Here is an 18,653-nt window from a genome sequence, read left to right on the forward strand (position 1 = left end):
GGAAGATACCCTTCTTTTGCTTGCGTCTCACGTTTGGTATTGTTCGGTTCGTAGGACGGTGACCCAACTTTTGTCACAGCCCCTTTATTATCTAATCATCTTTATGCTTTTGTTCTTCTTTACGATACAGTTCCATTTTCCGTTTAAATAACTCCCCATTGGATGGTGGTGTATAGGTAATGGCATTGGCTCCGGCCTTGATGGTCTCCAAAATGCTTGCTTCAGTAGGCCCGCCGGTGGCAATAATTGGCAAATCTGGATAACGCAAACGGAAAAAGTTTACCGTTTCTGCTGTCCGAGCTCCTGCTGAAATGTTAATGATTTTCACGCCAACCTCTAGTTTTTCTTCAATGGGTGTCAATGTAGAAGTCACCGTACTGACTACAGGAATATCCACTGCATCCACGACCATTTGCACGGTATCCACAGGGGTTGGCGCATTTAAAACGACACCAATCGAACCTTGGCCTTCTGCAATCATGGAGATATATGCAGAACGAGTACCGTGGGTTAAGCCCCCGCCCACTCCTGAAAAAACAGGAATATCCGCAGCTTCAATGATGCTTTTCGTAATCGCAGGATGAGGGGTGAAAGGATACACCGCAATCACCGCATTGGCATCTGTGTTGCGGATAATGGCAATGTCCGTAGTAAAAATTATCGAACGAATTCGTCTTCCAAAAATTGAAATTCCACTAGCTTCGCGGATCACACTTGGCACCCGAACAATGTCTTTGCGGAGCTCCGTCATAATCTCCGGTGTCTCTTGTTTCATTACAATCACTCCCTCACAATTATTGGCATTAATCGAAACGGTGTAACTGATATTGCTCTATCATAGCTACTATTTTATCAGCATATGTAGGATCTGTCGCATAACCTGCCTTTTGCAATGCTTGGGCTGCTTCTTGGTAAGTTTTTGCCTGTAAAACCGGCTCGTATTTATGAGGATCCCAGTCCACTCCGGTCAAAAAGAGCTGGGTGTGGTCGTTCATCGATTCTTCCCAAGAAGGATATACGCGAAAGTCTCCTTGAATCGTCACCCAATGGCCTTCTAAATATTCCTGAGTTTCCAAATTGACTTTCTCTTGATTGCCATAGGCTTTCACCCCAAAGAGATTATGATAAGTGCTTGCCAACGTGCTTTGGCCAAAATTCGACTCCAAGCAAGCTTGCCCTATGATAATACTTGGCAAAACCCCATAGCCAGCTTGTAATTCTTTGGCATGAGGAGCTAAAGCCTCAATAAACTCTTGGCGACTCATGGCATTGGCCTCCCCGGTAGTTTGGTCATTGCTAGAATTCGCTAACGTTCCCAAAGAGAAAATAAAAGCGACTCCGATCAACAACAGCCCGGTAAGAACCAATGGTAAGTTCGTTTTTTTAGTTTTTTTGCGATAACGTCTGACTGTCATAGTCCTCCCGCTTTTTTACTTCTTGGACAAACTCTTCTAAACAAAGATTTTCTTTATGCATGTATGCTGCTACCTCGCTACTAACATAACGCAGGTGCCAAGGTTCATAGGTAATTTTAGTCACTTTCGTTTTATTAGCTGGATAGCGAATGATAAAGCCATACTCCCGCGCGTGGGCATCTAACCACTGACCGCCCTTGGTTTTACCATAGGACTCATCTAAAATCCAAGCCGGGTTAGTGGCTAACCAGTCTTTATCCACAATGTCCATGGCTAATCCGGTATGGTGTTCAGAATAGCCCGGTTCTGTCATATCCGTCATAGTGGCAGCCTTGGCCTGTTCATCGCTCATCCCTTGGGCTTTCATTCGTTGAAATTTTTCATTAAAAACAGCCGTTTGATCAGCCACAGAACGGTAGCCAGAAACTTCGCTTAATGTGATTCCTTCTTTGGCTGCGGCTTCTTTCATCTTTTGATACTCTGAAACAATCCGCTTGTCCAGTTTTTCTCCTGGAGCTACTTCAGTTAACCAATTGGTGTCGATTTCTTTTTGCAATGGGTGATCGGGTCCCACTAAAATCATCCGCCAATCAGAAGAGGCAATCTTAGGAAAATCAACTGGCGGTATCTCACTGGTTTTTTTCGTAGTTTCCTGTGTTTCAGTAGTCGCGACTGCACTACTAGTGTCCTCACCCCAGGAAATGGCAAAATTCGGCAAGGTTTCCCCCGTATTTTTGATTTCTTTAATGGGCAAAACTTCTGCGGCAGAATCGCTTTTAGGAAACAAAACGCCATAAAAGAACCAAAAGGTAGGTATGCAGGCAAATAAAAAGAATGTGGAAATAATATATCGTCGCTTTTTTGGGGAAAGCTTAGCGTTCATCTTCTAAATAAGTCTCCTCCAGATTTTCATTGACCCAGTCTAACAAGGCCACTTCTTCATTTTCGATTTGTTGTTGGATTTTGGCCGGCAAACGGAAGCTTAAAATATCATCAAAGCCCCATTGTCCATAATCCACCACCACATTTAGCGTGATTAATTGGGCATTGTGATTGTCTTCTTGCTTCACCGAAACCGTCGCCAGCTCCCCTTTAAGCCATTCTTGGGCAATCCGGGTTTTCATTTGGCGGTATTCCGTCACTACCCCATTGCGCTTTTCCGGGAAAATAATCGTTTGCCGCAGAATTTTTTGCAACAGCATCCATTCATAGTCGCTGAACAAATTTTTGATTTTTTGAGATTGTTCTCCACTTAGATTTGATTGGCCGCTTTTCCAAGCAGCCCACTGGCCCTCATCTAAGTTTAAAACACCTTCATAAAAGGCCTTTTCACTTACATATTGCTCTTTAATCGTCATAATTAGGATTTCAATGTAGACATCATGCATCTCATTCAACTCATTTCTTATGGATTTGGCCTTTACTGACCTACTCTTGACGAAACTCATCTTTATTGTACTGATAAACTCAGAGAAAGACCAACTATAACAAAAGAACTTTCATTTTTTCTTAAGGATTACACCGGTGCAAGGAAATAGGAGAAAACCGCTTTCTAGTAGTCTTTTATCCACTTTTCCCGTATGATTAAATCAGAGGTGATTATCATGAGAATTGGACGTTTTCGAATCGGTATGCGCACCACCAAGACGGCCTTGGCTGTTATGATTTGCATCTTTTTATTTCATATTACAAATAGAGGTGAACCGATGATTGCCGCTTTGGCTGCGGTTTTTTCACTGCGTCAAGATTTAACTACTTCCGTCTCTTTTGGTCGCTCCCGAATTTTAGGCAATACACTGGGAGGATTTTTTGCGATTTTTTACTTCTTTGTTAGCCAGTTTTTCCATAACAATTTTTTAGTCCAGCTCTTTTTACTTCCTTTTTTGGTGGCAGTAATTATCATCTTTTCTGACGGTATCAACAACAACTCAGGGATTGTTTCTGCCATTGCTACCATGTTGTTAATCACCCTTAGCCTTGATAAAGACGAGTCCATCCTCTTTGCCTTGCAGCGCGTAATTGACACCTTTATTGGCACCACAGTAGCGATTTTATTGAATTTTATCATTCGCCCCCCGGAAAAAGAAAAACAAGAAGCATTAACCGAAGACTTGGCCCATTTAAAAGCCAAAGAAGCCAAATTACAAGAACTGTTAGAAGAAGTGCAAGAAAAGATTGATAACCAAGAAAAAGATCCCCCGAATAACCCAAAGCATTAAAGTATGGCCTAGGCAAACGTTGACATCACATTCTCCAGCTCTCACAGAAAAACGCTTTTAGCCAGCTGTAGCTAAAAGCGTTTCTTTATTTCTATTTTATTGAAAATAGGCTAACAGAACACCGGCGGCTACAGCTGATCCGATAATTCCAGCTACATTTGGGCCCATAGCGTGCATTAGCAAATAATTGGAAGGATCATTTTTCAGTCCTTCTTTATGCACCACCCGGGCTGCCATGGGAACCGCAGATACGCCGGCAGCACCGATCATCGGGTTGATTTGGCCCTTGGTTAGTTTGCACATCAGTTTGCCAAATAAAACCCCAGAAGCTGTGCCAATCGCAAAGGCACAAAGCCCCATAACTACGATTTTTAAAGAGGTCACCGAAAGAAAAATCTCCGCTTCCGCCTTGGCTCCCACTGTTAAACCTAGTAAAATCGTCACAATATACATCATAGCATTTTGCAAGGTTTCCGTAAGTTTTGGTACGACTTGGGATTCTCTAATCAAATTACCCAACATCAAACAACCGATCAAAGTCGTGGCACTAGGCACTACTAAAGCCACAAAAATCGTCGTAAAAATCGGAAATAAAATCCGCTCTTTCTTGGTTACCGCCCGTTGCATGCTCATTTTGATTTTACGCTCTTCTTTTGTAGTCAACGCATTAATAATCGGCGGCTGAATAATCGGCACCAACGCCATATACGAATAAGCCGCAATGGCAATGACGCTGAGTAGATGAGGGGCCAGTCGGGTAGTCAGATAAATTGCCGTGGGCCCGTCTGCTCCCCCGATAATCCCTACAGCAGCAGCTTCCAGCCCCGTCATGCCTAAAGCAATCGCGCCAAAGAAAGCGGCAAAAATCCCAAACTGAGCCGCCGCGCCCAACAATAGCGTCTTAGGATTGGCGATTAATGGGCCAAAGTCCGTCGAGGCCCCTAAACACAAGAAAATCAATGGCGGATAAATCCCTAAATTCGTCCCTTGATACAAGTAATACAATAACCCGCCTGGCTCCCCGCCACTGGGACCAGCAAAAATGCCAGTAAATGGCAGATTCACCAATAAAATTCCAAAAGAAATGGGAATCAAAAGATAGGGTTCGTATTCCTTAAAAATAGCCAGATACAAAAACACCAAAGCAATCACAATCATGACCCCATGACGCCAAGTCAACCCAGCAAAGCCTGATGTTTCTACCATATTGCGAATAATGTCAACCATCATGACTCCCCCGTTTCCCTACTAATTTGTGAATCACTTCCAAAGCTAGCGCTAAACAAATCAGCACCACAAAAACGATGCCCATGGCTACCACCGTAACCATAGCTGCTTCTCCCATTGACATACTCCCCAGCTCCTATTCATTTAATTTCAATGCTTCAATCATATCAATCTTCTTTAACTTAAAGTAAATCACAATGCCCACCACAATGGCAAAGAACAGCGTGATCAAACTAGCATAACCATAACTTTGCCAATGAAGTGCCGGTGAAAACATCAAAATATCCAATTCCACTGTGGTCAAAACATAGAGATGTTCAAAATATCCTAAGACCAGCCCCACTAAAATCCCCACGACAGTCAAGAAAATATTCTCCCGATAGATGTACATGGTCACTTCATTGTCATAAAAACCTAAAACTTTAATGGTGGACAATTCCCGAATGCGTTCCGAAATATTGATATTATTCAAATTGTAAAGCACGATAAAGGCAAGCATACCCGCTGAAACAATCAAGACCCAAACCACAATGGTCAAAATCCCCATGGTGTCTTGTAACTCTCCGGAAGCTTCCGACATAAAGGTGACATTGATGATTCCATTTTGCTTCATCAACTTGTTTGAAATCTCTTGTTCTTCTTTGTCTGTCAACTCCTGAGTGAAGAGTAAGAATTCACTGTTGTAAGTCGGTTCTTTTTGGAAAACTTTTTCATAATAAGCCGGTGAAAAATACGCAAAGTGACCGGTATAGTTTTCTCCAATGGCAGCAACTTTCGCTGGGAAATCCTCATGATCCGCTGAACGCAAGGTAATCTCGTCGCCCACTGACACATCAAAAAGCGCCCCTAGTTTTTCATCAATGATAATGCCATCATCGCCTAACTGGTAAACCTCCCCTGATTTCCGGTCATTAAATAAGACAAAATCCCCTAAATCCTCGGTTTCTTTTGGCAAATACACCGAAACATCTTGTGGCGTTTGCCCTTTACCAGAAACGGTTAACGTCTCCGCCGAAACAGGCATGCTCTTCTTAAAATGCGCCAACTCATCTAAAGAAGCTTGATAACTTTGACGATTTTCATCACTGATCTCCTCTTCAAAGGTTACCACGGCTTGATAACGCCAAAGCTTTTCAAATTGCAAAGGTACCATGTCGCCAATGGAATCTCTTAACCCAAAACCGGTGACAATCATCGAAGTACAGCCGGCAATACCAAAAATCGTCATAAACATCCTTGACTTGTAACGGAAAAGATTGCGCACCGTAACTTTACGAATAAAGCTCAAACGACTCCAAACTGGTTGAATCCGTTCCAACCAGACTCTTTTACCAGACTTCGGTGCTTTAGGCCGTAAAAGTGCCGCCGGGGTACTAAAGAGGTCAATTCGCAATGTGACAAAGGTAATGCCCACCGTACACACCAAAGCCACTACAATGGCAATTAAGGCATAGGAGACATACCAAGGCGTCACGAAATCATGGAAATTATACAGCGCGCCATAGGCATTAATAATAATCGACGGAAACAAGTAAAAGCCTAAAGCTAATCCTGCCACCGTTCCCAAAATCCCCGCAATGGCGGCATAGAGTAAAAACTTAATGGCGATTTCTCGATTTTTATAACCTAATGCGCGAAATGTCCCGATTTCTCCTCGTTTTTCTTCCACCATGCGACTCATGGTAGTCAAACTCACCAGTGCCGCAATTAAGAAGAAAATAATCGGAAAAACCGTCGCCAATGAAGAAATCCGGTCGGCATTTTGTTTGTATTCTGTGTAACCAGGATTTTCATTGCGATCAGAATAAAGATAATCTTCTGGCTCCAATTCGGCTAAATTACGGGTTTGGTTGTTCAATAATTGTTGGGCATCCAAGAGTTTTGGCATGTTTTTAGCCGTTTCATCTTGGTACTTGTCCACATTTTCCTGATAAAGGGCTTCATTGGCAGCCAGGTCAGCTTCAGCTTGATCTAAAGCTGCTTGCCCATTGGCTTTTTCGGTATTTAACGCAGCTTGATTGCTGGCAATCTCCTGGCGACCTTCATTAATTGCTGCTTCTCCTGCTGCCAGTTGGGCTTCAGCTGCTTGTAATTGCGCTTCTTGATTGGCTAAATTTTCTGGAGAAAGCTGATCTTGGGCAGTTTCAATTTCTGTTATTTGCTGATTTAATTCGGTGATTTGTTCACCAGTTTCGGTAGCGGCTTGTTTTATGGCCTCAGCTGTAGTAAGTACTTCTTCTTTCGTACTGGCTGCCGTCAAACTGGCTATCATTTGTTTTAGCTCTTCATTAGGCAAAGCAGAACTGGCACTTTGAACGCTGCCTAAACCTGCCCCTAATGCTTGTTTTAAATCACTGGCATTGGCTAGTGTGGTTAAGGTATTGCTAAGCTCAGTAAGGCTTGTTTGCATTTTCTGTAACTCAGGTAGACTTGCTTTCAATTTTTCATAATCTGCTTGTTTTTCCTGTAATTGTTCACTTTGCTCTTTAGCTGCTTCCAGCTGTTGGCGACTGGTTTCCAAGGTAGCCTTTTGTGTTGCCAATTCTTGAGCTTGCTGGTTTAATTCTGCTTTGGCTTGATCTAAACTAGCTTGGCCTTCACTGATTTTTTGTTGCAAAAGATTTCGATTGTTGGCAATTTCTGCTTTTCCTTCAGTGAGCTTTTGTTTGGCTTCTTCTAATTGGGCTGCTCCGTCATCTAAAGCCTTTTGTCCTGACTCCACTTGGGCTTTTGCTTCGGCTAATTGTTCTTGTGCGTCATTGCGAACTTCTGTCACTCGCTCTTTTGGACGATTCTTTAAGCTTTTCTCCAAGGCAGATTGCCCCGTTGCGACTTTTTTTTCATAGGCAGTGGAATAAGCTGTATCACTGGCATCTCTTTTAAAGTCCACCAAAATCCGACTGTAAACAGTCATGGAAAATTGATCAGCGGCCACCAAGGCAAAATAATCCACGCTTCCTCCGCCCACGTTGGTATTGCCTCGGGTTAAGTTTTCGATATATTCCGGAGAATTCACAAAGCCCACAACTTTAAATGTGTGCGTCTTTAATTGGTTTGGCAAATCATCTTGACTGCCAATGGTAAAGGTATCGCCAAGTTTGTAGTCTTTATTGTGTTCTGCTAATTGATCTAAGGCAATTTCATCCGCTTTTTTTGGTAAATGCCCGCTCGTGACGACATAATGATTCAGCTTATCTTTTTTGTCATAGCCAAAAAAGCGAATCACCTGATTGCTGTCGGCTAATTCTAAATCCAACATATACTGCCCTTGTGCGGTGGCTACTTCTTTCGTATCTTCAATTAAAGATAAATCCTTATCCGTTAACCCTAAAGGTGAAATCACATTTAAATCTGCCAATTTTTGCTTGTGGAAGTATTCATGCCCAGAAGCAATCATATCCGGACCAGTCGCGCCAATGCCAACAAAAAAGGCCACCCCTAAAAAGATGATGGTTAAAATAGATAAAAAACGTGCCGGAGAATTGCGAATCTCACGGAAACTGGTTTTTAATAAAGCTTTTTTCTTCAAGGAGATCCCTACTTTCAAAAGATAACGATTACATTTTAAAGAAATAAATAAAGACTAGCCGTAAATTCAGCCTACTCATTCCAATGATTCTCTCATTTATAAGTGTACCATATCCCAACTAAATCGTCCTTTGTTTTCCTCGATAATCGTTATTTAATAGAAATAGCGATATTTTGATCAGAAAGGCGGAACCGCCCCCTGATGCGCTTTAAGCCAAACATCCGTGAAAGTATTCGAAACACAAAAAAAGGGGATGTGACATAAGTAACTAATAAACAAAAAATAGCGAACGTTTTGATTTTAAGTCAAATAAATGTACGTTTGAAAATTAATCGTGAAGAAGTCGTGTTTCAGTCCGTAGAAGAAACATTACCATACGTGTTCAGAGAAAAAGTGAATTACGGTGACTTAGCTTGATGAAATCAAGGTTAGTCACCGTTTGAAATTTTTAGAAATGAAAAGACGAGACTCTTCCTATGTTCCTTCATGAAAGAGTCTCGTCTTTTGCTTTCGTCTCACGTATAGTAATGTTCGGTTCGGAGGACTGGAATACGACTTTTGTCACAGCCCCTTCTCATAACTTTAAAAATTACGCTTCAAAGCGAACTTCGCCATCCAAATACGTTGCTTGTAAGGTCATATCTGGATTCAAAACGATAAAGTCAGCTGCGCGACCTGCTTTGATCAAGCCACAAGCGTCGTCCATTTTACAGCTGACAGCAGGTACCCACGTAGCCATCATGATTGCTTGTTCTGGAGTAGCAATTCCCCAGTCCACCACATTTTTAATCGCATCTTTTAATTTCAAAATCGAACCCGCTAAATTGCCAGATTCCAAACGAGCAGTACCTTCTTTTACCACCACAGGAAATTCCCCTAAGATGTAGTCGCCATCCGGCATCCCACCAGCCATCATACAGTCCGTAATCAAAGCTACATGGTCATGACCAGCTTTTTCCATTAAGATTTCGGCAGCTTGAGGATGTACATGGTGGCCATCACAAATCAATTCAGAAAAGACGTGTTGCAAGCTTAGTAATGCGCCTACCATACCAGGTTCCCGATGATTTAAGCCCCGCATTCCGTTATAAGCATGGACAAAGACACTTGCACCAGCTTCCACTGCATTACCGGCTTCTTCTAAAGTGGCGTTACTGTGACCTAAAGAAACCACCACGCCTTCTTTTGTTACCGTAGAAACAAATTCTTTCACACCTTTACGTTCTGGTGCCAAAGCGATTTTTTTAATTAAACCTTGGGCAGCATCTTGCCATTCATGGAAAGTATCCAAGTCTGGGTCGCCAAAATAAATTGGATTTTGAGCCCCTTTGTGTTCTTCTGTGAAAAATGGTCCTTCAAAGTAAATCCCTTGAATCTTCGCACCGGTTACTTCATCTTTTACAGAAGCAATGGTGGCCGCTACGTCTTTTAAGCGTTCTTTACTGGACGTCAACGTCGTTGGTAAATATGAAGTAACACCACATTCCAACAAGCCTTCTGACATCACTTTCAACCCTTCGGCATCATTGTCCATGACATCATGGTTTTTGTAACCGTGAATATGGGTGTCCACTAAACCTGGGGCAACCCAAGCGCCACTCTTGTCAATTACTTCATGATCGCCACTAGGTAAAGTGGCAGTGTAATCCCCAAATTTTCCATCCACAATTTCCAAATAGCCAGGACCTCTAGTCGCTGAGTTCATAAAAAACTTGTCTGCATACAAAAATTTTCTCATGATCAAATCGCTCCTTTTTCTTACTAAATTAAACCTACAACTTATCCTTTTGATAGTCAAGAAAGGTCTACACCATTTTGAAATTTTTTAGTATCTTGAGATGGAACGAATGAATTTTACTGCTTCAGAAGCCTGATAATACTGCGCTCCCCCCTCACCTTCCACCAGTTGATCGTGAATCATTCCCATTAGTTGAAAAAGATCCGTTAAATAATAATAGCTTTTTTGCTTTTGTGCGACAGCGATGCCTTCTTTGGCAAGTTCCCACGCTTCTTGAATCTCTCCTTGATGATAAGAAAAATAAGCATGGTTGTAAAAAATCTTCGCCGCCATATTGGAAATACGCTGAACAGGCATTTCGTGAAAAAGTTTCAAACTATATTGCAAATTTTCTCGGGCCAAATCCATTTCTCCTAGTTCCTGGTACACCCGCCCAATACAGCTAATTAATTGAATTTCAATAGCGGAAACATTGGATTTATCCAATTTAAAGGTGCATGATAAGCCTTGTTGCAAGTACTGCAAAGCTAACTCCGTATTTTTTTCTAAAAAGAACTGACAACTGCCTAAAAAATAATAGTACAGTTGCAAATCTGTATCCAAATAAATCTGACTCAAAAGATTAGGACGTGCCAATATTTGAGCCAAGTCTTCGTATTCTTTGTGAAAAAAGAGATAAGTCATTTCTTCAAACAAACGATGAATCTGTTGAATTTCCACAGACTGCATGTTCATCACTTGATCCATAGTGACCCCTAAGCGCTGACACAGTTGTTGCATCACCAAAACATTGGGTAATTCTTCATCGTTTTCAATCCGGCTGAGTACACTTTGGGAACAAATGCCTTGAGAGAGCATTTTCTGAGTCAGTTTTCGTTCCTTACGTAAACACTTTAAGACTTCCCCAAAAGACAAGATTGTCTGCATATGGTCACCTCATTTCAGATTTATGCGGATTCGCATTAGACTTTGGTACTGTTTTATTACATAATACCTGAAAACGTTCTTCTTATCGAGGTTTTTTGGTCTTAAACTTGAGAATTACAGGGGGCATGAAAAATGGAAATGAAAGCAAACGTTATTTTTAAATGGCAAGAAGAAAGTTATACCGGTTGGGTGGAACAGGAATATCAAAATTCTTATTTAATCAATGTTCTAGAACCTAAAAATGAAGAAATCAGCGAAAAATTCGCCAATCGCATGGTGGTTAGTAAGAAACAGTGTGAGTTGCTTTCAAGTTTAGAAGAGTAAAGTGGCAAAAAATTGAACGAAAAGACAAGCGGCCCCGTCTAAATTCAGACGAGGCCGCTACTTGTTCTTAAAAAATTTCTCTAGCGTTTTACCGTTTTAATCGACAGAATGGACAAACCACCAATCATGGAAAATAGGAAAGATACGATAAAGATAGCAGAGAAGCTAAATTGGGAAATGACAAATGCTGCTAAAACTGGTGCAATAGCTTGTGTAACGGTATTCCCAAGATTATAAACCCCTAAAAAGAAGGCTACTCGTTCTTTGTCTGGAATTACTTCTAAGTTTAACAAGTTATCCAAAGAATTCCAGACACCCATGCCCAGACCAGCGGCAAAACCATAAATCACAATCCCCACATCATTTTGTAGGAAAAACATACTTAAAGCACCAATCCCTAAAGAAATCGTGGATAAAGCCACCGGTAATTTTAGGATTTTAAACTTATCGGCTAACGGTCCAGCCACAAAGCCCATAGCAATTCCAAAAACCAACATGATTGTGTTGATCAACTGGATCGATTGCTGGGTGCTACCGGTGGACTTGCCTAGAAAATCGGTCATGATAAAGAGCAAATAACCCGTAATTGCAAAGTTCCCCACTCCTTGGAACAATTTTCCAATCAAGGCCAAGTAGTAATCCCGGCCTACCTTCCAACTTGGGAAGATTTTCAAGGAATCTTTAAGGGAACTCTTTTCTTTTTTAACACTTGTTGTAGATTCCTCATCCAGATTTCCGGGTTCTCCCACAATCGCCGCCGCAATTAATGTACCTACAAAGGTAATGACTCCAAAGATGATAAAGCCTAATCGAACTTGCCCGAGAAACATTGCTGCAAAAATCGTAAAACCATTATTTCCCAAAGCCATCCCCAAGCCGCCGTATGCGCCAGAAGCTGTAGCCCGACCGTCTTCAGGAGCCAAGTCCAGCCAAGCAACCATGGGCGCCACAATAAAGTTTAAGGCTACTTGCCCCAACATCCAGCTAAACAATAAAAACGGGATGTGATGAGCAAAAGATGCCAAAATCATAGACACCATAAAGAAGAAGGCTCCTCCTACTAACCAAGGAGTGCGCTTGCCAAAACGTGAACGAGTACGGTCAGAAAGGTAACCCGCCACCATATTGGACAATGCAGCCACAACCATTCCGCAAGTCGAAAACAAAGCAACTAACTGAATTTTATTAGGCCCATCAATTTGTTGAATCAAAGAAGGCAAAAACAAACTAGAAGCCGCAATATATGGTCCTAGCCAAGAAGCCGGTCCAATAATTAATCCTGGTACTAAGCGTTTTAAGGCAATTGATTTATTCATTGTAATTTCCATCCTAATTTCCCCTTTACTTATTTTTTACATAGTAATAGTCAAAATCCGCGTAGGAATCCCGCTGGTGAGCATCTACCGAACCAATAAAGTTAAACAACCCGGTAAAGCCACCGATTTCCCCAGGCTCCCCATTGACCCCTTCATCCGACAAATACGAAACATCCAAGTCTTCCAATAAAGTCCGCCACGCCCCCTCTTTTTTGTAATAAAGAGTGGCAATGCCGTACCGATAGCTAATTTTTAATTCCATTTCCTGTTCTGCAAAAATCCGTTGGTCTGGATATTCAATCCGTTCTCCAAGTTTTGCTTGCAAGACTGTCAATACAGTGGCAGCTTGTTCTTCGGAATAACCCAAGTGTAGATACAACCAGTTGTTGGAATCATAATAGAGTCCTACCCCGGCTGTTTCTGAGTAGTGATTTGGTGTGAAATCTACTTTGGTTTGGACATCGTAAGCAAAGCTCGTTGCCCGTGTTGCCATCATCGCTGGATTTACTTGAGAGAAAAAGGAATTTTCTCCGTGAATACGTAAGTAACCGGGACGTTCAGTGGTGTTTACCCATTGTGTGGTTTGTTCCCGATACGGGGTCATAAAAGCTACATTGTAATCCCCATTGAAATCTTCTTGAATTTCATGGGTAATGGTTTCCCCTAAAGACACGCCCTCCATGCCCGGTGTGGTCATCTTTGCTAGATTCGATCCATCTGCCATTTCCAACCAACCTTCACGCCAATGCATCTTTTGTAGCGAGGTTTCCCGGCCTAATGGATTCAACAAGGTGTTTTCCAATGGTCGAGACATCAGATGAGCGATGTACCATTCCCCAGTGGTTGTTTCTACTAAGGAACCGTGACCGGCTTTTTGCATAAATGACTGAGGATTGTACATTTCAAAATGGCCTGCATCTGGATCCCCTAAAGAGAATAGATGCCGAGGATTAGACGTGATGATGGGCTCCCCAGAAGGATGGGCTTCATAAGGCCCAAAGACTTCCCGGGAACGGCCGATTTCAACACCATGGGCATAGCCGGTACCTCCAGCAGCCAATAGCAAATAGTAATAGCCATCGTGTTTATACAGCTGTGGCGCTTCCGCACAGCCTCGAGTAGTAAAGCCCTGAGTGACACGTTGCCAATCGCCAATAATACCTCCATTTTCTAAATCAACCTGGGCAATCACAATATGTCCCGGTGCTTGATAACCTGCTCTGGTTTCCCATTCCAAAATGGTCAAATAGTGTTTGCCGTCTTCATCATGAAACAAAGCCGGATCAAAGCCGATAGCTGTCAAGAAGATAGGGGCAGACCAAGGTCCTCGAATGTCTTTCGCCCACATGGCATAAGAGTCTGAGTTAAACTCCCGACCTGCCATGTTTACCATATGAGAATAAGCTAGCCAATACGTTTCGGTCTCTTGATCATAGGAAAGATGGGGTGCCCAGATACCAGCAGGCGTGTTCGTACCTCTAAGATTAACCTCTCCGTCTTTCATTACTTGATCGATTAATTCCCAGTTCGCCAAATCTTGGGACTGAAAAATTTGAATACCCGGCGTCCAGTGAAACGTCGATGTTGCAATATAGTAAGTATCCGCCACACGGATAATAGAAGGATCGGGAGCCATTCCCGGAATAATTGGATTTTGAATACTTGTCATCTGATGATTTCCTCACTTTCATCTTAATTTCAGCAAATTCGTAACACTCTTTCTAAAAAGGTGGCGCTTACTGAAATCGGTTTCTTGTTTACGAGTTAATCATAAGCGATTTCAAACGACAGTTATATATCATAAAACGGCTATTTCTTACCATTATCCGTAAAAAAGAGCAACCCCTTAATGAGGTTGCTCTGATTGTGTTCGATTCATTTCCCGATATTCATTGGGCGACAATCCACTCCAGCGTTTAAACTGGCGGGAGAAATGAGAAGCATTTTGATAGCCAATCACTTCTGCAATCTCCCCAACAGCAAGTTTTGGCTGATGCAACAAGAACTTGGCTTCGTTAAAGCGCAGTTCGTCCAAATATTGTTTGGGACTATGAAAGAAAACCTTTTTAAAGACTTTAAGCATCGTGCTTTCACTAATACTCAACCCATCTGCCACGTTTTTCATCGTCAAGAGTTCTCGGTTTTCTTCCTGAGGATACTGAGTAAAAGTGCGAAAATTGGTTTGAATAGTATCTGCAATCGCCTTGCCTAAAACCAATGTTGAGCTATCAGAAGACTCCATCCTTTTTTGAGCGTTCTGGGCATAATCCAATAACCCAATCAATAAGTCAATCAACAGCCGTTCCACTAACAAACGTTCCCGCAAAGTAAAGGTATCTTTGTCCAAAAGTGCCACATAGGCTAACAACACTTGGCGAATTTCATCGTAGCCTTCATTGTCTGCTTGCAAAAGCAACGGACAATACATCAAAAGGTTTTGCTGGATTTCCGGATCATCAATGTCAAAATGCACGCAAAAATAGCGCATCCCCTCTTTTGATCCACAAGAATTTTCGTGAGACAGACCTGGGGGAATCAGAAGGATTGACCCCGCCGGATAGTCAAAGGCAAAACTCGTGAAATCAGAATGTTGCACGCCCTCTAAGATAATCATAATTTCAAAGGCAAAATGAGTCTCCCGCTCCGCCTTCCATCCTGCAGAAACTCGTTGCTGATGGCCACCGAAAAACTTTATTGTTTGATTTATCTCTGGTAAATTGGTAATTTTTTTCAACCACTCAGGTTTTTCGTTCATCTTCTCATCTCCGTTTTTTGTAACTGTACAGTGATAAGCTTCTAGTACAACTCTTTCTTGTCTTCTCACATTTTGACAAGAAAAAGCTCCGCCCATAGACGAAGCTTTTTGTTACTTTTGCCGATACCCCGCCAAAAACTCCCGCATGGCTCCGGTCGTAGCTTTCAAATCATCTAGTTTTGGCAAGTAGACGATGCGGAAATGATCCGGTTGTTGCCAATTAAAGCCCCCGCCATGAACGAGGAGAATATGGTGTTCATGTAAGAAATCTAAGACAAACTGTTCATCGTTGACAATCTGAAAACGTTTCGTATCGATTTTAGGAAAAATATAAAAAGCCGCTTTCGGTTTTACCGCAGAAAGTCCGGGAATGGCATTGATTGCTTGGTAAATGTATTCCCGCTGTTCATAAATGCGTCCCCCAGGCAATAAGAGCTCATCTACACTTTGATAGCCTCCCAATGCGGTTTGGATAATCTGCTGGCTCAAGACATTGGAACACAGTCGCATTGAAGACAACATATTCAAGCCTTCGATATAGTCTTTGGCACCTGTTTTGTCACCGGAAAGAATCATCCACCCCACTCGAAACCCTGCCACTCGATGAGATTTGGACAGACCATTTAAAGTCACCACCATTCGATCTGGAGCTAAAGTTGCCAATGGAACATGGGTTAAGCCGTCCATTACCAAACGATCATAGATTTCATCGGAGAATAATAAAAGATCAAACTCCCGGGCTAAGTCCACAATTCCTTCTAAAATTTCTTTCGGATACAACGCCCCCGTAGGATTATTGGGGTTAATCACCACAATGGCTTTTGTTTTATCGGTGATTTTTTTGCGCATATCCTCTAGATCTGGATACCATTCACTCGCCTCGTCACAGATGTAGTGCACCGGTTTGCCCCCAGCTAGCGAAACAGAAGCGGTCCACAATGGATAGTCCGGCATGGGAACCAATACTTCATCCCCATTGTTACACAAACCTTGCATGGACATGGTGATCAATTCACTGACCCCATTCCCGGTATAAATATCGTTAATCTCCACGTTAGGGAAACCTTTTAGCTGACAATCTTGTTGAATGGCTTTTCTAGCGGCAAAAATGCCTTTTGATTCAGAATAGCCTTCAGAGTCCCGGACATTTAAAATCAAATCCCGAATAATTTCATTGGGAGCTTCAAAGCCAAAGGGGGCGGGATTGCCGGTGTTCAACTTCAAAATACTAATGCCTTCTGCTTGCATGCGTTCAGCTTCTTCTAAAACCGGTCCCCGCACATCATAGCTAACCCCTTCTAACTTTTGGGATTTCTCGAATTGCTTCATGGCGCCCACTCCTTTTTTAGAAAATTCTTACTTTCAACTTTAATGGAGGCAGGGCAAAATTGCAATAAGAAATCCTATTCCTTTGAAGGCAATACAATTCTTTCATAAAGTTTTACCGTCAACAGATAGTAGCCAAAATAAATCACACCAAACAAACCAAAAGGTACCCCAATGGAGGCATAAGGATTTTGCAACAAGGTGTCAAACATTCGCAAGCCAAAGAGCACATGAATCGTCCCTAAGATGCCGGGAGCTAAAAACAACAGTGCGATTTCTTTTTTCAAAGAACCTTTTAAAAGTTTTTTTCGAGTGCCGATTTTTTGAAGCATGTCATAACGGCGAATATCACTGTTCGCACCAGATAAAATCTTAAACATCAAACAGCTAGCTAACATCGTCAAAAAGGCAATTCCTAAGAAAAAGCCCATAAATTCAAAGCCTGAATACAGACCATTGAACAACTCGTACATAGTAGCCCGTTGTTGGTAGTCTTGCTCTTGGGTAATGCTAGGATTATTGGCTTTGTTTACTTTGACTAATTTTTTCAATTCAGGTAGTTGTTTTTCAAAGTCTTTTACTCGAATCAAACTTAACTGCTGTTCTGGTACTCCTAATGCCGCAAAATCAGCTTCACTTAAAAAGTGAATTTCTTTTCCTTGCTGATCGAAAGTTTCCAATCTTCGCAAATCATCTTGAGCAGTTAGATCAGCCATTAAGGTTTCCCCTGAATAGCTCACATAGCCTTTAGGATTTTTTTGACTGTAGTCAGGGGCTTGTAAAGGCGTTTTGTCAAAGTCTGTTGCCACATAGTAAATGCCTTGATCGTCTTCTTTTTGGCGATAAACCACTTCTTTGGTAATGTCTAAATCAGCTAGTTGTTTTTTCTCGATTAATTGGCTGTTGTTTAAAATCAAATCATAGGCAGTGCTCTGTTTGGTCATTTTTACAATATCATTTTTAAAACCGATTCCCACCGTCAAGGCTCCTAGCGCTAAGGCAAACAGCATGGCTACGAGGGATAAAATTTTCGTATAGTCTTTTAAACGGAAGGTTAATTGAGACAATGTGAAATTTTGTAAGCCATGATAAATCACGCTGTCTTTTTGTTTTAATGTTTGCAAAAACAGCAACACTAAGCCGTGAAAGACAAAGTAAGTCCCTAAGACAATGGTGATTAAAGCCATTATAATACCGATTAATTGGAAGCGAACCAAGTCACTCATGAAATAATAACCGGCTGCTAGTAAGGCCACCCCAAAAATTGATTCGAGAATCAGTCCCGGCATTTTCCGCGGATTTGGCGCCGGCGTGCTAGCGTCTTTTAAAAGACTGAGAATCGTCTTTTGACTAATTTTCGTAGCATTTACAATGGCAGCCAATAAAAACAAAGCACTGAAGAAAATCAAAGTAATCAACAAGGCTTTTTGATTAAAGGCTTGAAAATGCTGAATGCTTAAATCTAGTTGACTCACCAAAAGTGCATTTACCACTTTCGCTAATAAAATTCCCAAAGCAGAGCCTAACGCGGTGGCAACTACCCCGACTAAAAATGTCTCAATAAAAATCAATTGTGCGATTTTTTTGACTTTCGCACCTAGCATCATAAACATGCCATACTCTTTTTGGCGCATGTTTAACAAAAAAGAATTGGCATATAAGAGATAGACAAAGGTGATAATCCCTAATAAAACCGAGCCGATTTGAAAGATGACCACCACCGAAGAAATGGTGGAGTTACTTTCTAAAAAGGCTTTGTTGCTGGCTAACGCTTCAAACATATAAAAGATACCAGCTGTCACCACTAGCCCAGAAAACAAGACCAAATAATCCTGTAAACGTGCTTTAATCCCGGAAATTGATAATTTGACTAACAT

16 protein-coding genes are annotated in these 18,653 nt (G+C 41.8%); 2 read left to right on the forward strand and 14 right to left on the reverse strand.

Annotation, left to right across the window (positions count from 1 at the left end; genetic code table 11):
* Positions 1 to 91: 91 nt before the first annotated feature.
* From AB5754_RS09855 to AB5754_RS09870, 4 genes are read right to left on the reverse strand one after another with little or no spacing between them, the layout of a single operon-like run.
* The gene (locus AB5754_RS09855) at positions 92 to 775 is read right to left on the reverse strand and encodes a hydrolase (RefSeq protein ID WP_311833347.1); all 684 of its coding nucleotides are present in this window, start codon (positions 773 to 775) and stop codon (positions 92 to 94) included.
* Positions 776 to 803: 28 nt separating this feature from the next.
* Positions 804 to 1,415: a glycoside hydrolase family 73 protein gene (locus tag AB5754_RS09860; protein WP_311833346.1), complete on the reverse strand. Its 612-nt coding sequence runs from the start codon at positions 1,413 to 1,415 to the stop codon at positions 804 to 806.
* Positions 1,384 to 2,298 (reverse strand): D-alanyl-D-alanine carboxypeptidase family protein, encoded by a 915-nt coding sequence (locus AB5754_RS09865; RefSeq protein ID WP_368252008.1) that lies wholly within the window; start codon positions 2,296 to 2,298, stop codon positions 1,384 to 1,386. Before AB5754_RS09865 ends, AB5754_RS09860 begins: the two co-directional genes overlap by 32 nt.
* Positions 2,288 to 2,803 carry a hypothetical protein gene (locus AB5754_RS09870; RefSeq protein ID WP_311833344.1) on the reverse strand — a complete coding sequence of 172 codons (516 nt, stop codon included), beginning with the start codon at positions 2,801 to 2,803 and terminating at the stop codon, positions 2,288 to 2,290. Before AB5754_RS09870 ends, AB5754_RS09865 begins: the two co-directional genes overlap by 11 nt.
* A 216-nt stretch (positions 2,804 to 3,019) precedes the next feature.
* Between AB5754_RS09870 and AB5754_RS09875 the strand changes: the two genes are divergently transcribed.
* On the forward strand, positions 3,020 to 3,634 hold the full coding sequence (locus AB5754_RS09875; protein ID WP_368252007.1) for an aromatic acid exporter family protein: 615 nt from the start codon (positions 3,020 to 3,022) through the stop codon (positions 3,632 to 3,634).
* Between the two features lie 96 nt (positions 3,635 to 3,730).
* On the opposite strand, the gene AB5754_RS09880 is transcribed toward AB5754_RS09875, so the two are convergent.
* From AB5754_RS09880 to AB5754_RS09900, 5 genes are all read right to left on the reverse strand, one after another.
* On the reverse strand, positions 3,731 to 4,861 hold the full coding sequence (locus AB5754_RS09880; RefSeq protein WP_311833342.1) for a sodium ion-translocating decarboxylase subunit beta: 1,131 nt from the start codon (positions 4,859 to 4,861) through the stop codon (positions 3,731 to 3,733).
* Positions 4,854 to 4,985 carry an OadG family protein gene (locus tag AB5754_RS09885; RefSeq protein ID WP_311833341.1) on the reverse strand — a complete coding sequence of 44 codons (132 nt, stop codon included), beginning with the start codon at positions 4,983 to 4,985 and terminating at the stop codon, positions 4,854 to 4,856. Before AB5754_RS09885 ends, AB5754_RS09880 begins: the two co-directional genes overlap by 8 nt.
* 12 nt (positions 4,986 to 4,997) lie before the next feature.
* Positions 4,998 to 8,390 carry an FtsX-like permease family protein gene (locus AB5754_RS09890; RefSeq protein ID WP_368252006.1) on the reverse strand — a complete coding sequence of 1,131 codons (3,393 nt, stop codon included), beginning with the start codon at positions 8,388 to 8,390 and terminating at the stop codon, positions 4,998 to 5,000.
* A gap of 589 nt (positions 8,391 to 8,979) precedes the next feature.
* Complete coding sequence (gene nagA, locus AB5754_RS09895; RefSeq protein ID WP_368252005.1) at positions 8,980 to 10,128, reverse strand: N-acetylglucosamine-6-phosphate deacetylase; 1,149 nt, start codon at positions 10,126 to 10,128, stop codon at positions 8,980 to 8,982.
* An 87-nt stretch (positions 10,129 to 10,215) separates the two neighbouring features.
* Entirely contained in the window at positions 10,216 to 11,055 is an 840-nt protein-coding gene (locus tag AB5754_RS09900; protein ID WP_368252004.1) for a helix-turn-helix domain-containing protein, read from the reverse strand.
* 132 nt (positions 11,056 to 11,187) lie between these two features.
* Here AB5754_RS09900 and AB5754_RS09905 point away from each other — a divergent pair, with 132 nt between their 5' ends.
* Positions 11,188 to 11,379 (forward strand): DUF2187 domain-containing protein, encoded by a 192-nt coding sequence (locus AB5754_RS09905; RefSeq protein ID WP_311833337.1) that lies wholly within the window; start codon positions 11,188 to 11,190, stop codon positions 11,377 to 11,379.
* 80 nt (positions 11,380 to 11,459) lie between these two features.
* Here the strand turns inward: AB5754_RS09905 and AB5754_RS09910 are convergent, their stop codons facing one another.
* The 5 genes from AB5754_RS09910 to AB5754_RS09930 form a co-directional block, all read right to left on the reverse strand.
* Entirely contained in the window at positions 11,460 to 12,707 is a 1,248-nt protein-coding gene (locus AB5754_RS09910) for an MFS transporter (protein ID WP_311833336.1), read from the reverse strand.
* Between the two features lie 13 nt (positions 12,708 to 12,720).
* A complete protein-coding gene (locus AB5754_RS09915; RefSeq protein WP_368252003.1) occupies positions 12,721 to 14,364 on the reverse strand; it encodes a family 43 glycosylhydrolase in 1,644 nt (547 codons plus the stop codon).
* Positions 14,365 to 14,541: 177 nt separating this feature from the next.
* Positions 14,542 to 15,450, reverse strand: a complete 909-nt coding sequence (locus tag AB5754_RS09920; protein ID WP_368252002.1) for a helix-turn-helix domain-containing protein — start codon at positions 15,448 to 15,450, stop codon at positions 14,542 to 14,544.
* Positions 15,451 to 15,561: 111 nt separating this feature from the next.
* Positions 15,562 to 16,779, reverse strand: a complete 1,218-nt coding sequence (locus tag AB5754_RS09925; protein WP_311833333.1) for a pyridoxal phosphate-dependent aminotransferase — start codon at positions 16,777 to 16,779, stop codon at positions 15,562 to 15,564.
* A 74-nt stretch (positions 16,780 to 16,853) separates the two neighbouring features.
* Entirely contained in the window at positions 16,854 to 18,653 is a 1,800-nt protein-coding gene (locus AB5754_RS09930) for an FtsX-like permease family protein (protein WP_368252001.1), read from the reverse strand.

This window comes from Enterococcus sp. 2201sp1_2201st1_C11_2201SCRN_220225 (genome assembly GCF_040925905.1).
Lineage (GTDB): Bacteria > Bacillota > Bacilli > Lactobacillales > Enterococcaceae > Enterococcus_C > Enterococcus_C asini_A.